Annotated in this window: 15 protein-coding genes and 1 tRNA gene; 7 read left to right on the forward strand and 9 right to left on the reverse strand. The window is 49.1% G+C overall.

All coding sequences use genetic code 11. The annotated features are described in order from the left end of the window. Window positions 1-12 precede the first annotated feature (12 nt). Window positions 13-327, forward strand: coding sequence for a thioredoxin (gene trxA / locus BUB86_RS12020; protein ID WP_073209845.1), 315 nt, complete (start codon window positions 13-15; stop codon window positions 325-327). A 174-nt stretch (window positions 328-501) separates the two neighbouring features. Here the strand turns inward: trxA and tsaE are convergent, their stop codons facing one another. The 5 genes from tsaE to BUB86_RS12045 are packed head-to-tail and all read right to left on the reverse strand — an operon-like array spanning window position 502 to window position 6,935. Continuing rightward, window positions 502-921, reverse strand: a complete 420-nt coding sequence (gene tsaE, locus BUB86_RS12025) for a tRNA (adenosine(37)-N6)-threonylcarbamoyltransferase complex ATPase subunit type 1 TsaE (protein WP_073209847.1) — start codon at window positions 919-921, stop codon at window positions 502-504. A 7-nt stretch (window positions 922-928) separates the two neighbouring features. Next, the gene (locus BUB86_RS12030; RefSeq protein ID WP_073209849.1) at window positions 929-2,524 is read right to left on the reverse strand and encodes a bifunctional response regulator/alkaline phosphatase family protein; all 1,596 of its coding nucleotides are present in this window, start codon (window positions 2,522-2,524) and stop codon (window positions 929-931) included. Between the two features lie 17 nt (window positions 2,525-2,541). Continuing rightward, window positions 2,542-5,400, reverse strand: coding sequence for a tetratricopeptide repeat protein (locus BUB86_RS12035; RefSeq protein ID WP_139261591.1), 2,859 nt, complete (start codon window positions 5,398-5,400; stop codon window positions 2,542-2,544). After that, window positions 5,397-5,648, reverse strand: coding sequence for a hypothetical protein (locus tag BUB86_RS12040; RefSeq protein ID WP_139261593.1), 252 nt, complete (start codon window positions 5,646-5,648; stop codon window positions 5,397-5,399). Before BUB86_RS12040 ends, BUB86_RS12035 begins: the two co-directional genes overlap by 4 nt. A 33-nt stretch (window positions 5,649-5,681) precedes the next feature. Then, entirely contained in the window at window positions 5,682-6,935 is a 1,254-nt protein-coding gene (locus tag BUB86_RS12045; RefSeq protein ID WP_073209853.1) for a 3-phosphoshikimate 1-carboxyvinyltransferase, read from the reverse strand. Between the two features lie 164 nt (window positions 6,936-7,099). On the opposite strand from BUB86_RS12045, the gene pelA reads away from it, so the two are divergent. Next, window positions 7,100-8,179, forward strand: a complete 1,080-nt coding sequence (pelA, locus tag BUB86_RS12050; RefSeq protein ID WP_254795160.1) for a pectate lyase — start codon at window positions 7,100-7,102, stop codon at window positions 8,177-8,179. A 93-nt stretch (window positions 8,180-8,272) separates the two neighbouring features. Next, window positions 8,273-8,345: transfer RNA gene (locus BUB86_RS12055), tRNA-Pro, on the forward strand. A gap of 69 nt (window positions 8,346-8,414) precedes the next feature. On the opposite strand, the gene BUB86_RS12060 is transcribed toward BUB86_RS12055, so the two are convergent. The 3 genes from BUB86_RS12060 to BUB86_RS12065 form a co-directional block, all read right to left on the reverse strand. Further along, window positions 8,415-9,140, reverse strand: coding sequence for a hypothetical protein (locus tag BUB86_RS12060; protein ID WP_073209854.1), 726 nt, complete (start codon window positions 9,138-9,140; stop codon window positions 8,415-8,417). A 132-nt stretch (window positions 9,141-9,272) separates the two neighbouring features. After that, entirely contained in the window at window positions 9,273-9,434 is a 162-nt protein-coding gene (locus BUB86_RS17695; RefSeq protein WP_175549497.1) for a hypothetical protein, read from the reverse strand. Further along, window positions 9,415-10,002, reverse strand: a complete 588-nt coding sequence (locus tag BUB86_RS12065) for a zeta toxin family protein (RefSeq protein ID WP_073209856.1) — start codon at window positions 10,000-10,002, stop codon at window positions 9,415-9,417. The genes BUB86_RS17695 and BUB86_RS12065 overlap by 20 nt, the downstream gene beginning before the upstream one ends. A gap of 623 nt (window positions 10,003-10,625) precedes the next feature. Between BUB86_RS12065 and BUB86_RS12070 the strand changes: the two genes are divergently transcribed. From BUB86_RS12070 to BUB86_RS12085, 4 genes are all read left to right on the forward strand, one after another. Then, complete coding sequence (locus tag BUB86_RS12070; RefSeq protein ID WP_073209858.1) at window positions 10,626-11,288, forward strand: hypothetical protein; 663 nt, start codon at window positions 10,626-10,628, stop codon at window positions 11,286-11,288. Window positions 11,289-11,310: 22 nt separating this feature from the next. Beyond that, window positions 11,311-11,883 carry a hypothetical protein gene (locus BUB86_RS12075; protein WP_073209860.1) on the forward strand — a complete coding sequence of 191 codons (573 nt, stop codon included), beginning with the start codon at window positions 11,311-11,313 and terminating at the stop codon, window positions 11,881-11,883. A gap of 195 nt (window positions 11,884-12,078) precedes the next feature. Next, window positions 12,079-14,418 carry a hypothetical protein gene (locus tag BUB86_RS12080; protein ID WP_073209861.1) on the forward strand — a complete coding sequence of 780 codons (2,340 nt, stop codon included), beginning with the start codon at window positions 12,079-12,081 and terminating at the stop codon, window positions 14,416-14,418. Between the two features lie 179 nt (window positions 14,419-14,597). Continuing rightward, window positions 14,598-15,608: an SEL1-like repeat protein gene (locus BUB86_RS12085; RefSeq protein WP_073209863.1), complete on the forward strand. Its 1,011-nt coding sequence runs from the start codon at window positions 14,598-14,600 to the stop codon at window positions 15,606-15,608. On the opposite strand, the gene BUB86_RS12090 is transcribed toward BUB86_RS12085, so the two are convergent. Beyond that, complete coding sequence (locus BUB86_RS12090) at window positions 15,609-17,153, reverse strand: sugar-binding domain-containing protein (protein WP_073209865.1); 1,545 nt, start codon at window positions 17,151-17,153, stop codon at window positions 15,609-15,611. Window positions 17,154-17,166 lie beyond the last annotated feature (13 nt).

Below are 17,166 nucleotides of genomic sequence, written 5' to 3' on the forward strand. Positions count from 1 at the left end.
AAGGAAAAAACAATGGAAGTAACAATCACAAAAGAGAACTTTGCAAGTCTGAAGGCTGGCAACCTGCCTTTGGTAGTTGATTTCTGGGCCACATGGTGTGGACCATGCCGTATGGTGGCTCCCATTATCGAAGAGTTGGCCAAGCAGTACGATGGCAAAATCGTAGTTGGCAAGTGCGATGTTGAGGACAACGAGGATTTGGCTGCAGAGTTTGGTATCCGCAACATTCCTACCATCCTGTTCTTCAAGAATGGCGAGGTAGTTGATAAGCTTATCGGCGCCCAGTCGAAGGCTAAGTTTGAAGAGAAATTCGAAGCCCTGCTTTAAGTAAGCAGTAACTATTTCCCCTCCTAAGGTAGGAGGGGTTAGGGGTGGTCTGAACAAGGGGAAATTACAAGCCTATGATTCTTTCCTTTGTTCAGACCCCTTTGGTTTCTTGCGCCCCTTCGGTAGCAAGCGGCAGAGCCGAGCGCCCCCTACTTAGGGGGAATAATTGTATGCTTATGCTTTACCTAACGAGATTACTCTTTCTCCTTCTGGAGTTACATCAATCTTAACCTTTACGGCATCTTCAGGCAATACTTCTTCTATCAGTTCTGGCCATTCTATCAGACAGAGACATCCGCTATAGAAGTAGTCCTCATAGCCCATATCGTAAACCTCTTCCAGCTTTTTGATGCGGTAGAAATCAAAATGATAGATGCTCTCGCCCTCACCTGATGTGTACTCATTGATAATAGCGAATGTGGGTGATGTGATGACATCGTCTACACCCAAGGCCTCACAGATAGCCTTGATAAATGTGGTTTTTCCGGCTCCCATCTTTCCGTAGAAAGCAAACACACGACTCTCGCCCATATTGGCGATAAACTCTCGGGCTGCATCCCCGATTTGTTCCAAACTGCTAATACGTATTTCCATATCTATTTTATCTTTTCTTTCCTGTTAATGTAATGAGCGGCACTATCATCTCCTCCATCGAGATGCCTCCGTGCTGGAAGGTGTCACGATAATACGACACATAGTAATTGTAGTTGTTCGGATAGGCGAAGAACGAGTCGCCTGTGGCAAACACATAGCTTGTAGAGAGGTTGGGCGATGGCAGCAAGGCCTTGCGTGGATCCTTGATCACAAACAGGCTCTTATTCTCATCGTAGCCTAAGTTCTTGCCCAACTTATAGCGCAGATTGGTGTTAGTATTCCTATCGCCTACAATCTTCACGGGTTGGGTACAGCGGATACTACCATGATCGGTAGTCACTATGACCTTACAATCCATCTGGGCCAGCTGACGGAAGAAGTCGCTGATAACCGAATGACGGAACCACGACAAGGTGATGCTGCGATAGGCACTCTCATTATTGGCCAACTCACGCACCATCTTTGATTCTGTACGGGCGTGACTCAGCATATCGATAAAGTTGAACACCACCACGTTGAGTGGATTCTTGCTGATTTGCTGCATCTGTTGCATCAGCTTGTCGGCATCGGCCTGGGTGTTTATCTTGTGGTAAGTAAACGTCTCTTTACGGCGATAGCGCTCCAGCTGGGTGCGGATGAGGGGCTCTTCGTTCAGGTTCTTACCCTCTTCCTCGTCTTCATCTACCCAAAGATCTGGGAACATCTCCTGAATCTTATTGGGCATCAGTCCGCTGAAGATGGCATTGCGGGCATACTGGGTAGCGGTGGGCAGAATGCTGTAATACAGGTCTTCGTCGATATCGAAACTCGAACTCAACTCCTGCGATAGCACACGCCATTGATCGTAGCGGAAGTTATCGAGCACCACGAGGAATACCTTTTTGCCCTCGTTGAGCAGAGGGTAAACCTTGGTTTTAAAAATATCGGGCGAGAGCATCGGCTTGCTAGCAGGGCTAGCATTTCTTGCCTGGCTAGCAGAACTAGTACTGCTAGCATTATCTAGCCAATCCAAATAATTTTGCTTAATAAACTTCGCAAAGCCGTTATTGGCCTCTTCTTTCTGCATATGCAGCATCTCCATCATGCTGCTATCGGTGCTGCTCAGCTCCAGCTCCCAATGCACCAGGCGCTTGTATACATCCACCCAGTCTTGCCACGTGCGGCAATCCATAATCTGCATGGCTATCTGCTGGAAGTTCTGCTGATACTGACTTTGGGTAATCTCTGTTTCGATGGCCTTGCGATGAATGTTCTTCTTGAGCGTCAGGAGAATCTGGTTAGGGTTGACGGGCTTGATAAGATAGTCGGCTATCTTCTGTCCGATGGCCTGCTCCATAATGTTCTCCTCCTCGCTCTTAGTCACCATCACCACGGGTAGCGACGGATTGATTTCTTTGAGTACGCGCAAGGTTTCCAGACCACTTATTCCAGGCATCTGCTCATCGAGCAGCACGAGGTCGAAGTTACGCTGACGGCATTGGTCTATGGCATCGGTACCGTTGCTAACGGTCACGATTTCATAGCCTTTCTTCTCGAGGAACATGATGTGTGCCCTCAGTTGCTCAATCTCGTCGTCTACCCAGAGTAGTAATCCGTTTGTCATATATATCGTAGCATTAATTACCAAAAATCATCATCAAAGTCAAACTGCTTCTGCTGCTTTTTCGTCGTGGCAGGTGTCTGTGGCTCTGCAGGTTTTGCAGGAGCGATATCCTCGATATCAGGTGCATCGATAGTCTCTGGATTGATCAGCAGATTCTCGTTGCTCACCTTCATTGGAGCCAGCTCGCGCTCGTAGAACAGCTGATAGTCGTCGTAGCTCAAGCGGGTGCCCAAGCTTGGCAGATTCTTCTCGCTGATAATGAGGCGCATGGTGCCAGCGATGTGGGCGCGAAGCGTTTCGTTATCATAGAGCATACGGGCATATTGCAAGGCCTCGTCGTAGCTCTGGAAACCGCTTACCATCATGCGATTCAACTCGTGATCCTGATCTATCTGTATCTCAAAATTGCGCACCAGGAAGTTGGTAAAGTTGTAGCGAGCCAACTCGAACAGCATCTGATTCTGGTTCACCGAATCGGGGTTGTAGACCAGCATAAACAGATAGTGGTCGTCGCGCTCTATGCTCAGGGTATCGATGACGGTCGAATCGCCCGATAGCTCCACATCACGACGCGTCCATACGTCGCCTATATCAAACTTGCCTCCATGCAGTCGTCTGCCATCCTGCACACCCTTGATAATCATGCCGGCCAACTTGCTTACTTCGCTCTCAGGATACTTTTCTACCACTTGCTGCAGTTGCTCCATACAGCCATCGCCATCACCTTCGTTCAGCAGGTTCAAGCCGTTGATAAATAAGAATTTATCGCGATTAGCGCCTTGGGGAAAACGCGTGGCCGATAGCTCGGCATTCTGCTTCACCATCTCATACTGATTGGCCTTGAAAGCGTCGTAGGTAGCGCCATAGAGCGAATCCTCTATCTGCTCGCCAAAGCGGGCGTTCTCAGCATAAAGCGGGTCGGATATCAATATGGTCCACTCGCTCTCTGCGTAATTTTCCTGCATGTGGGCGAGGCATTCGACAGCCTTGGCTGTGAGGCCTTGGCGCGAATAGAGCAACCACAGGTGATACCACGCCTCGTCGTTATGCTCGTAATCAGGATAATCATTGGTGAGGCGACACAGATAACGCTCGCTGAGCGCCAAGCGCTCCATCTTATCCTTGAGGATGATGCCTGCATGTAACAAGCCATCCTTGATAATGTCATGACTGGCGGCTTGCTGCTCATCTGTAAATGGAATCTGTGCCAGATAGTACTCACGCTTATGCGGGTCGAAGACGGCTGAGTCTACAGGTTCTGCTGCGATGGAATCATTGGCGATGGAATCGCCCATAGCCAACTGATCAGAGGCGATGCTATCATTCGTATCTTCTTCCGCCCCTGGCATGCGAATCACCGTTTGGTTGCTGCGCCGCCAGTTGTCTATGTTCTCTCGCTTGCCCCACTCACGCTGGAAGGTGGTTTTACCCTGACTTACTGCCGTGGGATTATAGAAGTACCATGTGCCAGCATCCCCATTCTTAGCTGTAGGTACTTGGGGCGTTGAGGGGCGCATGGCAGTGGGCATATTGGCTTGATTGCGTGCCTGTTGGGCATTGGCCTCAGACTCCTGTTGGGCATCGCGCTCTTCTTTTTCTTTTTTCTTCAGGGCGTCAATCACACGGTCGATGGTCTGATTTCGCTCTGCCTCAGGCATCTGCGCCAAAGCCAGAAGCGAGTCTTGCAGATGGATGCCCTCAGTATAAGGCACCAGTTCGTCGAGTATCTTCGAACGCTGCGATAGCTGCTCGTAATCCTTGCGCTCCTTATCCAGCAGTCCGATGGCCTCACCATAACAGCGCTTGGCATCCGAGAACTGCTCGCGCTCCCAATAGATATTGCCCAAGGTGAGCAAGAGCACACCCTTTTCGATGCCGTTACGGGTGGCTTTCTTATTACCTTTCTCGTAGGCGTTGATGGCCTCTAGGGTGTCGCCTTGAGCCAGATAGATATTGCCGATGGCGTAGTACACCTGGTCGAGATATTCGGCATTGTTATCATCAGCGGCCATGCGTTTCAGCTTGCTTATCATCTGGCGGCCGTTGTTCTTAGCCAGCACCTCAGTCTGAGCGATGCGGGCATTAAACTCGAGCTCGTAAGGCGGACTGCATCGTATCACGTGCTTAAAGGCATCGTAAGCTTCCTGCTGATGGCCCAACTGATTTTCTATCTGCCCTAACAGAAACCACTCGCGCGCCCGTTGCACCTTGCGGCGCTCGTGCTTGATAGTCTTCTTCAAGTAGGGTATCGCCTTCTGGTAGTCGGCCTCGCGAATGTAGTAGTTGGCATAGGTATAATCCCAATCCTTCACAGCACGGAAATCCATCGAATCGCGACTCATATTGCGAATCACGTCCTCAGCATCGTATCGCCAACCCAATTCTGTGTAGCACTTGGCCAGCCAAGCACGAGCCAGTCCGCTCATCAAGGGCTCACCCTGATAGAGTTTAGCCATGTACGAGAAGGTGGCGGCGGCCTCTTCAAACTGGCCCATCTGGAACTGCGCTTTACCCATCATCAACCAAGCCTTCCAAAGGAAGGGATTCTGCTCCCTACCCTTTTCTTTGATGCTATGACGCTGGATGGCTTTCTCCATCTTTTCGATGGTTCGCTGGTAGTGCGACTTGCCTATGTCGCGGCTCTGCTTATTACCAACGGTATAAAGCGGAATCAGCTCGGTGTAGTTATCCTTGTTACCCTTTTCCTTCTCCAGATTGCCGTCGATAAAGGCCATCTGACCATTATAATAGGTATTATAACGGGCGTTGAAAGCATGCCAGAACCGTGAACTTGGGGTATTCTTTTGCGTAGAACAACTAACTATCGCACCCGCGATAGCCACAATCATCAATATGTTCTTCGCCTTGAATATCATATTTGTGTATCCTCGTCGGGATCATATAGCTCGTCGTAGGATTTTATGCGACTGCCTTCTTTCTTCTTCCGTTCTTCAAGTTCCTTTTTCAAACATTGAATCTTGCATTCGCCCTCGATATCAGCTGTACAGGTAGAGCAATCGTGCCCCTCCTGTATCACGTCTTCACCTTTGTCGAACCAGTTGGCTATCAGCGCCACAACTGCAAGACCCACTATCAACAATATGCAAACTATTACAAACTGCATAATTATCAAATCATAATTATCAATTATCAACTATCAATTATCAACTATAGTAAATCCTACGGATTCTAGGTCGTTCCAGTAGTTTGGATACGACTTGGTTACCACCTGTGGATTGTTGATGATAAGCCCGTCGTGCTTCAGCGCATATGGTGCGAAGGCCAGCGCCATACGATGGTCCTCGTAGGTATCGATGCCTAGCTCCATCTGTGGTTCGCAGCGCTCGCCATCCCAGTAGAGTTCACTGTCGTTGGCATCGTGAATCACATAGCCCAGCTTCTTCATCTCGCGCTTCAAGGCTTCTATGCGGTCAGTCTCCTTGATTTTCAGGGTGGCCAAACCTTTAAAGTGGAACGGGATATCGAGGGCGGCACAAGTCACCACGAATGTCTGAGCCAGATCGGGCGCATTCACAAAGTCGTACTCCAGTTTCGATACGCCGCGTCCGTTCTTCTTCAGCGTTACCATCTGCGGCACACCTTTCTGCTGAGTCTCGAAGCAGGTCTTCACGCCCAGCAGACTGAAGATGTAGCGGGTGGTCGAGTCGCCCTGCATCGAGCCGTCCATCAGGCCCGTCAATCGCACTTCGGCATCAGGATCGTTACTCAGCGCCACCATCTCGTACCAGTAGCTGGCTCCACTCCAGTCGCTCTCGATGTAATAATCGCGGCCCTTATAGGGCTTGTGAGCCACGGTGATGGTATCGGCCGAGCTCCATTTGGCATCAGCACCAAACTCGCCCATCATCCACAGAGTGAGGTCGATGTAGGGCCGACTGATAATCTCGCCCGTGAGTTGCAGGGTGAGCCCCTCCTTCAGCATCGGACCAATCATAAGCAGGGCCGAGATGTACTGCGAACTCACGTTGCCTGGTATCTCCAGTTGTCCGCCCTCCAGCTTCTTACCTGTAATCTTGAGCGGGGGGAATCCCTCTTCGCCCACGTATTCTATCTGTGCTCCAAGGCGGCGCAAGGCGTCGACCAGTATGGCTATGGGGCGATGCTTCATGCGGTCGGTACCTGTAATGATGTGGGTGCCACGCATCACGCTCAGGTAGGCGCTCATAAATCGCATGGCGGTACCTGCGGCCTTGATGTTTATCTCGTCGGGCAAGTATTTCAGTGCCTCGATTATTACCTCAGTATCATCGCAATCGCTCAGGTTTTCAGGCAGATTCCGCCCACCGCTAAGCGCATAGATGATTAACGCACGGTTTGATATGCTTTTTGATGCAGGCAGCTGAATGGTCTGGTTCAATCGCTCAGGTGCCGCTAGTCTATATTGCTTCATTTCTTGTAATTTCACGTTATATTTGCATGCAAAGATACGCATTTTCGGCCACAGAGCGCTCATTTTTACACATTTTATTACTTATTTCCTATTAATGTGTGTTAATCCGTGTGTTAGTTAGCAAAGTTTTTATACTTTTGCAGCCATAACATATAATTAGAACAATGATGAACTACATTAAGACTACTCTACTATCGGCCCTGTTCCTTGGGCTCCTGCCACTGGCACAAGCCAACGCGCAGGTAGATAAGGTATTACGCGAAAAAGATCCTGAGTTTTTCAAAACTGCCGAAGCACGCCGTATTGGCGACCAGCTATTGGTGTGGCAGCGCAACACGGGCGGATGGCCTAAGAATGTGGATATGGTAACACCGCTTACCAACCAGCAGCGCGAGGTTATTATGAAAGACAAGCACGTTACCGACGATTCTACCATCGATAACGGCGCCACAACTACACAGATGAATTTCCTGGCCCGACTGTATCAGCAGACCAAAGACGAGCACTATCGTGAGGCTTTCAAGAAGGGTGTGCACTACATTCTGGACGGACAGTATGAAAACGGCGGATGGCCTCAGTTCTGGCCCACCAAGCGCGACTATCAGGTGCAGATAACCTATAACGACGATGCGATGGTGAACATACTGAACATGATGCGCGACATACTGAATGGTAAGGAGCAGTATGCCGGATTGAGCGACGAGAAGCTGAACGCGCAGATCGATAAGTCGTTTAAGAAAGGTATAGAGTGCATCTTGAACACGCAGATTAGGGTTGACGACACGCTCACCGTATGGTGCCAGCAGCACGACCGCAAGACACTCTACCCTACTTATGCCCGCGCCTACGAACTGCCCTCATACTGCTCGCAGGAGAGTGCCGCCATCGTGCGATTTCTGATGACGCTGCCTAACCCCGACGAGCGCATACGCCGCTCTATCAACAGCGCTATGACGTGGTTCGAGAAGACCAAGATTACAGGCTATCGCTTGGAGAAGATTGGCAAGAAGGGCGAGCCAGGAGCCGACACCCGACTGGTGGCCGATCCTAACGCCGGACCACTGTGGGCCCGATTCTACGACCTACTGAACTGCGAGCCGTTTGTGTGCGACCGCGATGGCATGCCACGCAAGCACCTTTCGGATATTGGTCCTGAGCGCCGAAACGGCTACAGCTGGTACAACGACCGCCCTGCTACGCTGTATAAAAACTACGAGAAGTGGAAAAATAAGTGGGATAAATAGAAAAAACGCCCCGAAAATTTGGTTGTTTCAAAAAAACTCCGTACCTTTGCACCCGCATTCGACAAACAGGTCGGTGCTAAGCACTTAATTGATCGGGATTTAGCGCAGTTGGTAGCGCACACGTCTGGGGGGCGCGAGGTCGCTGGTTCGAGTCCAGTAATCCCGACAGAAGAGCGAGAGAATCGAAAGATTCCCTCGCTTTTTCTTTTTTGGCTGTTTGAAGTTGGCGGGCGGATTAATAATGCTTGTTGTTATCTATTAAGAAGTGGAAGTTCTCGCCGCCAACGGGTATGTCGAGAATGATGTACTGCGACTTGATGGGTTTGATGGCGATGAAACCCTCATGCTCCTCACCATCAAATATCGTGTTGGCACGCCAATACTGCTCCTTTATCCGCTTGATTTCCTGCTGGTGCTCGTTCGACATCTCCTGATACAGACGGTCGTCGTATTTGTCTTCAATCAAACGGTCGGCGGCACGTTCTTCGGGCGAGCGATTGTCATCGCCACGAAGAGCATTAGCCCCTACTTTCACAGCACCATTTACCACACCAACCAACAGCGTGGACCAAAAATTGGCTTTATTCTCAACCTTGATATATTTCTCGGGAGTATAGATTTTCAGTTGGTCTTTATCAAAGCCGAGCGTATCACCCTTAGCCAAGAAACGCTCCACCCGATAGCGGGCAGACTTCGAAGAGACGCCAGGAATGGCGAAGGCGCTGGCGGTTATCTTCTGAGGCTCGAAGATGAACTCACGACCACTCTCGTTGATGATGGAGATGTGAGGTTCGAAGATACCACCTTGCGTAGGATCAACAACAACGGTTACGCCGTTGTGCGAACAATAGAACACGTGATGATCGTTCTTCACGAAAACGCCATACTCTTTCGCGTCGATCTCGGCCATAGCCGTAGCGCATACAAATGCCATTAACAGGCTTGATATCAGTTTCTTCATAATCAATGTTAGTTTTTTAATTTTCTGGTGCAAAGTTAAGCCATTTATGGCAACAAGATACAAGAATTCCCCTACGCGATGGTAGGGGAATCCCTAAAGTTTTTCTATCTTTTGATGTGACGATACTATCTGCTACAAGAAATTCTTAGCAGGAATATGACGTATTACGTTGTCATCACCACAAACAATAACATTCTCATTGTTTCTGGCTTTTTCCTCCAACATCTCACGCTCAGCTATTTCTAAGCCGCGCGTAATCTTTTCTACCATTTGATTATGCTCTGCGCTTGACATATTCTTCTATCTTTTTAAATAAAACACTATTTCTAACTATTGTTTCCTGATTGTTTCCGCCAGAAGCAATTATACTTCTTGGGGTCTCACTATTATTGACCAAAAGCCAAGTATCAACAATTGGCATATAAATGTTGAAAAGATTGTCGATACCTTCATAGTATCTTCTTTCTATGATGTCTTTTGGAATATTATGTCCGCCTTTACTTACCCTTTCTGCAACACGTTCCATTGCCTGCTCTGGTGATTTCAGCCAGAAATAGAGTAAGGTTACCTCATATCCCTGCTTATGGGCATTCTCTATTAAGCGAAAATAAGAGCGAGTAGCAAGTGTGGTTTCAATAGAGAAACTCTCATTTCTTGATAAAAGGTCCTTTATTCGGCCAAGCATCAATCTGCCAGCTTCAATAGCCACCCCTTCAGGGTTAAAAGGAGAGAGACCACGTGCTATTTCGTCTGCATTTACAAACTCTTTACAATGCAGGATTTTAGGCAAGACACTGTATGAAGCAGTAGTCTTACCAGCACCATTAGGGCCACTAATTATATAGAGATGTTTGTCTGCCATATCGCCTGCAAAGATACGAACTTAATCCCTAAGTTCCAAACTTTTTATCTTTTTATTTGCTTCTTCACGCAAAATATGACACTGTCATTTGTCACTTTGTCACGTGTCATGATAGAGAGGGGGGCGCGAATCGCGACGGCCTTTGCGAGCTGACCCGACGAATCGTCGGGTCAGCCTTTTCGATTTTAGGCCCCAAATTGAGAAAAAGGCAGCTCAGGATGAACGAAACGTACTTCGCGAGGCACGAAACATAGCTTATCGGCCCGATATCCGTAATCTCGTTTTAGGCGTGCTGGCGAGCGGTTTTTGCGGCTACACGTAGAAAAAATTTTTCCCTAGTAGGGTAGCAAATTCTACATTTAGAACATGACAAATATGACAAATGACAGCGTCATAATCGGCATGAGAGAATCAAGGAAAAATTCTAGAATAACATCACTTATTATATAATATTATAATATTATATAATAAGTGGTTTATTTATCGACTAATCCAGTTTACGCTCTGTATAAAACATGACATTGTCATTTGTCATGTTTGTCACGATTGGTCGCAGCGATGTTTGGTGGTATCGAAAATAATGCGTATCTTTGCACCTAGAAAAGATTAAAACCAAGATAACGATGAACAATAATATTCTGAAACTAAAAGCGCCCTACAACATTATATATGCCGGGGGCCGCATAGGCAAGCACATTGCCACACTTACGGTATGGGATGACGACGACATGGACGTGTTTGGTGCACGTCAGTATCCGATGATAGACGAGGGCGGCGAACTGCCTGCTGGAGCGCTGGCTTGCGAAGCCGAACTGCAGGACTGCCGAGTGATTTGCAACGAGCGCGACCCACGCGTTACGCTACGCTGGCTGGCCAAGATCGTGGAGTACGACATGAAGCAGGAAGAGCCCGTAGAGTTTGGATACATGTGGGAGCGATTAGAGTTGCTCGGTGTTAAGCCCATTTGGGACAAAGCCAAGGACGAAGACGGCGAAGAATACAACCAGAACGTTTACAAGATAAGCCTATCGTTCGACGGAACTCACGACCATATGATCGCCCAAAGCTACACCATATCTGGATTCTATTTCTATGCTCGCGGCACGGTCGAGGAGGTTTATAAGGAGCTGCACTATCAGCACGGCATCTACGAATCGTGCTTTTATAACGACAACCTGGTGATAGAATTCAAAACTCCCGATGGATGGGAGCAGCGCATCGTTGACTTACTGAACAAGCGCAAAGAGAGCTACACGCCTGCCGAGAACGAAGAAGAACTAATATAAATAAGGAACGCGCGCGTACATTATGAATATTAAAGACATACAACTACCGGCTATACCCGTAGACTTTGTGTTGCAGCAGGGCGAGAAAGAGCACACCGAAGCCAAACGCCGTCCCTACTCCACACTTATACGCACATGGGCCGAGCACGAGGGCAAAGCAGAAGTGGGCGACATGATAGCCAACAAGCTGAACCTGGGCAAGGAGAGCGACAAGCTTAAGAACCTTCAGGACCTGCCAAACTCGGTTGCACCCAAATACCGCAAAGGCGCCAAGGCAGAAAAGCTGGTAAACACAGTGCGACTGATAAACGACCGAATACAGAACGACAGCAACTGGACTTGGGCACTTGTAATGAAGGTGATGCTGGACGAGGGATTGCTGATGGTTAACATTCCCAACAAATTCGACCGCCTGATATGCTCGATGATTCCAGACAAGAACAGAGATACGGTAAGAAAGAACGGCGACTATTCTGTTATAGACGACAGCCGCTCGTGGCACAACTGGATAACAAACCCGCACGACAACTGGCGAGAGGCCACAAACTACGAGGTTTGCCAGGAGATTTATAGTTATCTGGAGTCGATATTCTGACTGATTTTATCCGAAATTTTCCGAAGCCTTCCTAAACTTTCCAAGATTTTTCCAAAACCTTTCCGAAGTCTTTCCGAAATTTTCCAAAACCACAAATGTGTACAATAACCCAAGTAAAAAAGGGCTATTGTACATTTTTTATTTGTATCTTTGCATCGTTAAAATAATGTTTCACCAGAAAAAAAAGCAAAAAGCATGGAAAAGAGTATTGTAAAGAAAGTTGCAAAGACAACAATTTGTATGAATCAGACCCTGAACGCACCAAAGGCAAAGGGTCTGGTGATGGAACAGCCACTCGAAAATTACTTCGAGCTGACTAAGAGCGAAGAGCTGGCTAAGCTGATTGCAGCCATCCGCTTTGAGCAAGACCACGATGAGCGCCGCAATCTGAAGAGCAACCTGCCATTTCGCTGTCCTCACTACTTCCGCTTCAACGGCAATCGCCGTTCGCAGGCCAACATCATCCCTGAGGCATTTACATTCCAGACCTGCGTCGACATCGACAACAAGGAGCAGGTTGAGGGAGCACTAACTCGCGCGTACCTTATTAATAGCGAGGAGGGCCTGTGGAAAGACCATCTGCTACACGCCGAGTATTCAGCATCAGGCAAGCTGCATCTCGACATCCGCATCCCTGTGGGAATGACCATCAAGGAGGCACAAACGGCCTACTGCAAAGAGCTGGGCATAGATTTTGATGAAGACTGCTGTTCGCCCGAGCGCATGATCTACATCACCGACGAAAGTTCGCAGCTATTCACCGCCCCCGATTGGTATGCCGAGTTGCCCGAGGAAGAAGTGACCGAGCGTCGCAAAGCTTATCTCGACCGCGGATTGAGCATCGATGGACAATCGCTCGATCAGACCACCCCTAACCCCTCCCGCTCGGCTTTGCCGCTTGGCTTGTCCAAGAACTCAGGAGGGGAATACGCCAGCGACTACATGGGCATCCCTTACGAGTACATCACCGACGAATTGGCCGATCAGCTTGGAGGCATACCCGTTCACGGCTCTCGCAACTCGTTCATCTACACCATGGCTTGCCATCTGCGCCACATCTGCAACGACGACCCAGCGTGGATTAAGCAGGTGCTGCCAAACTACGGCGAAGACCAGCAGCGCGTTAACCAGACCATCGAGAGTGCATGCCATCGCCAGCAAACCAAGACTACACCGCAGAAGCTTCAGGCAGCCCTGCAGTTGGCCCGCAATCGCGTGAACATTGAGAAAGGCAACGACCCCGACTCGCTGATGCGTCAGCCCGAGATGCCATCTCGCCTGCCTGCCCCCATCCGCCTGTGCATATCGAAGGCACCCAAGGGTTATCAGCCATGTATTGCCAACTCCGTATTCCCAGCCTTTGCCACCTACACTGGCGGCGTGAAGGCCGAATACTGGAACAACACCCAGATGGAGCTCACTCTGATTTCAGGTCTTGTGGCAGGCATGTCAATAGGTAAATCGTGCATCAAGGAGCCTATCGACCACATCTTGAAGCCAATAGAAGAGCGCGACAAGCTGGCGCGTGCCAAAGAGAAGGATTGGGCCGAGGAAACCAACACTACAGGCGCTAACAACGACAAGCCTGAGCGCCCCAAAGACATCTGCGTGCAGATAGTGGATGCCGACATGACCAACGCCGCATTCTGTCAGCGAATGGAGGATGCCGAGCGTGCTGGCGACAAGGCCCTCTTCACCCGAATGGACGAGGTAGAGCAGCTGAGGAAGGTGGCTGGAGGCTCAACATCGGAGGTCACCCAGATTATCCGCCGCGACTTCGACAGCGATGTCTACGGTCAGGAGCGAGTAGGTTCGCAATCGGTGAAAGCCCGTTCTGTAATGCGCTGGAATCTGGTGTTCTCAACCACACCCGCCACGGCCGTCAAGACCTTCGGTGGCAACATCGACAACGGTACTTTTTCGCGACTCAACCTCTGCACCATCGTGAAGGAAGATGTGGAGCGTCGCCCCAAATTCGGGCATTACGATGGAACGTTCGACAAGAAACTGTCGCAGTATCTGGCGCGTCTCGAATCGGCCAAAGGTGTCATCGTGTGTCCTCAGGCCAAGAAACTAGCCGAAGCGCTGCTGGATCGTGCCGAAGAGCGTGCGCTGATGATGGGCAATGAGTCGTACACACAGCTGTCGTACCGTGCCACAGCCATCGCCTTTCGTAAGAGCATACTCCTCTACATCATGTGCGGCATGAAGTGGAGCAAGGAGATCGAGGATTTTATAACCTGGACATTCGATTACGACATGTGGTGCAAGATGTGCCTGATGGGCGACACCATCAAGCAGAAGCTGGAGCACGACAGCAAGATCATGAAGCCCGGTCTACCCTGCATGCTCGAACAGCTTGGCGACACATTCACCCGCGAGGAGTACAATGTGCTGGAGCGTGTAGAGTGCCCCAACGCCAAGCAGCGCGGCAATCTTCTGTCTCAGTGGAAACGTCGCGGCTGGGTAGAGCAGAACACCGAGCTGAACATCTTCGTGAAAACCCAAGAGTACTACCAAAAGCATGCGGCATAGCCCGCATGTTTTTTTTATGCCCGAATCATGACACCATGACAAACATGACAAATGACAGCGTCATAATTAGTGATGGCTTGGGGGTTTTTATTGAAGAAATCTTGATTATTATTTGGAGGCTATTGCTTTTTTGCTTATATTTGCAAGCGTATTACCAATAACATAAAAGAAGAGGCGACATGAAAAAGAATCTGTTTCTATTACTATTACTGATGATGCCTGTGCTGGCTCTGGCGCAAGATGATTACAAGAAAAATATCGAGGCGGCGATGAATGGCGATGCCAAGGCTCAAAACACTATCGGTATGTGTTATATTAATGGTGATGGTGTAGCTAAGGACTATACTCAGGCTGTATCTTGGTTCCGCAAAGCGGCTGAACAGGGCGATATGTACGGAATGTTCAATCTGGGCTGTTGCTATGATAACGGTCAAGGCGTTAACAAAGATGCGACTCAAGCTGTATTCTGGTATCGCAAGGCTGCTGATAAGGGACATATTACTGCCCAGTACAATCTTGGCTGTTACTATGAATCCGGAAATGGTGTAGAGAAAGATCTCTCTCAGGCGGTTTCTTGGTATCGCAAAGCTGCGGAACAGGGATATGCCAGTGCTCAAAACAACCTGGGAATATGCTATATCAATGGAAAAGGGGTTACTAAAGACTACGATCAGGCTGTTTTCTGGTTCCGCAAGGCTACCGAAAAGGGACATGCAAATTCGCAATATCTGTTAGGTCTGTGTTATATAGACGGCTTTGGTGTAGAAAAAGATTTTGCTAAAGCAGCCTCTTGGATTATGAAGGCAGCAGAACGAGGATATGCAAATGCGCAATTCAAAATGGGCGATTGCTACTATTATGGCCAAGGCGTAGAACAAGACTATGCTCAAGCTGTATTTTGGTATACCAAAGCGGCTGAGAAGGGGCACATAGGTGCCCAAACCAGCTTGGGCGTGTGCTATTATGACGGCAAGGGCGTTGCAAAAGATTTGGCGAAAGCCATCTTCTGGTATCGCAAGGCCGCTGATAAAGGACAGGTTAATGCCCAATACAACTTAGGAATCTGCTATGAATACGCTCAAGGAGTCGAGAAAGACATAGCCCAAGCCATCTTCTGGTATCGCAAGGCTGCCGCACAGGGACATCAGAAAGCACAAGATGCACTACAAAAACTAGAGGGCCAGCAATAATTACCTCACTTCAATCTCCCAGCTGTTGCGAACGGTGTTTGCACCAACCGTCAGGGTTAAGGTGAGTTTGCAGGGGGCCTTGATGCTGTCTAGGGGGAACACTATCTCGCCCACACGATTGCAAGGAGCCAAGGGGATTTGGCCCGAGGCAATCAGTCCGCCAGTAACCACCTGATTGCTATCGGTGTGCAGATAGTAATTGGTGCGCACGCCTTGCAGATGGCCATACATGGCATTATAAACCACCACGGGCACTCGCAGCGTGTCGCTAGTGGTATAGCTAGTTCTATCTAGCTGCACCAGCGGTATGATGGGGCGGCAGAACTGCTGGAAGTCGTCAGCCACAAAGCCAGCATCCTTATCAGTCCATCGTGCATGCAGCACTCCACTGAAGTCGCCACGGCGATCGCAGATGCCACCAAGCAAGAAGTGGCCACAGCTATCGGTAAGCAATCGCTGCTCAACACCTAGCTTGTATTGCATCAAATCGTTAGCATATATCACATCGCGATTAAGCTTAATAGGGGCGATATATCCATTGTTCCACACATAGCACGAATCGCCAACCGACATAAGCACCAGCGAGGGGTGATGGCCATAGACATCGGCTATGCGACCAAGCTCGTAATGACTGGCGGCCTCGGTCTGAAGATACATTCCAACCTTATCGGCAGCTACAAAAGCAGCCTCGGTAGGACAATAGCCATTAAAGCGCACGTGGTTAAGCCCCATAGACTCAAGTCGACGGAAAATGCGCTCCCACGTATGCTCATCGGTAGGCATGCGGCCCCATTCTGGGAAATAATCGTCGATTACAGCTCCACGCAGATAAACGGGGTGACGATTGATGAACAGCATGCCATCAACAACCGCAGCCTCGCGCATACCAAAGGTCATCTCCCGATAGTCATCAGCTACACTCAGCGCCATACGATACACATTTGGGGTAAACTCATCCCAGAAGCGGTCCTGCTCTGGAACAGCCACATCCACCTCCATGCGATTGGCCCATATATCCTCATTAGCAAGGAAGATGGCAGCAGAATCTTTGTTCTCGTGCTGAACCATAATCTGAATGCCATAGAAGCTGAAATCGGGCGACTGACCACGCAAATCTAAATCGACACCAACCGTAGCGCTATAAGGCTTAGGGTTAAGTGTTACCTTATTTATATATAGGTTACGCGGTTGAGCACGTAATTCTACCGAACCAAGAATGCCGCGAGCATCATGACCAGCCACCTTAATCTCGATGGTGTTACGTTGTCCGGCCTGGATATACTTGGTAACATTGAGCACATGCGGAACGAACTTAGCTGTATCGCCTCCAGCCTCGGAACCATTAACACGAACGCTGGTGGCACCAAGCGGGCGCTCGATGAAAAGCTGAATGTGTTTTTTAGACCACTTCTGAGGTACATAAACACTCTGACGATACACTGCAGCACTATCGGCATAGGCTGGTTCAAGCAGTTTCACTACATCCTGCGCCACAACGGGCAAACACGATACCAAGAATATTATGGTAGATATAATCTGTTTCATGGCTGCAAAAATA

Source organism: Xylanibacter ruminicola (assembly GCF_900142525.1).
GTDB classification, from domain to species: Bacteria; Bacteroidota; Bacteroidia; order Bacteroidales; family Bacteroidaceae; genus Prevotella; species Prevotella ruminicola_A.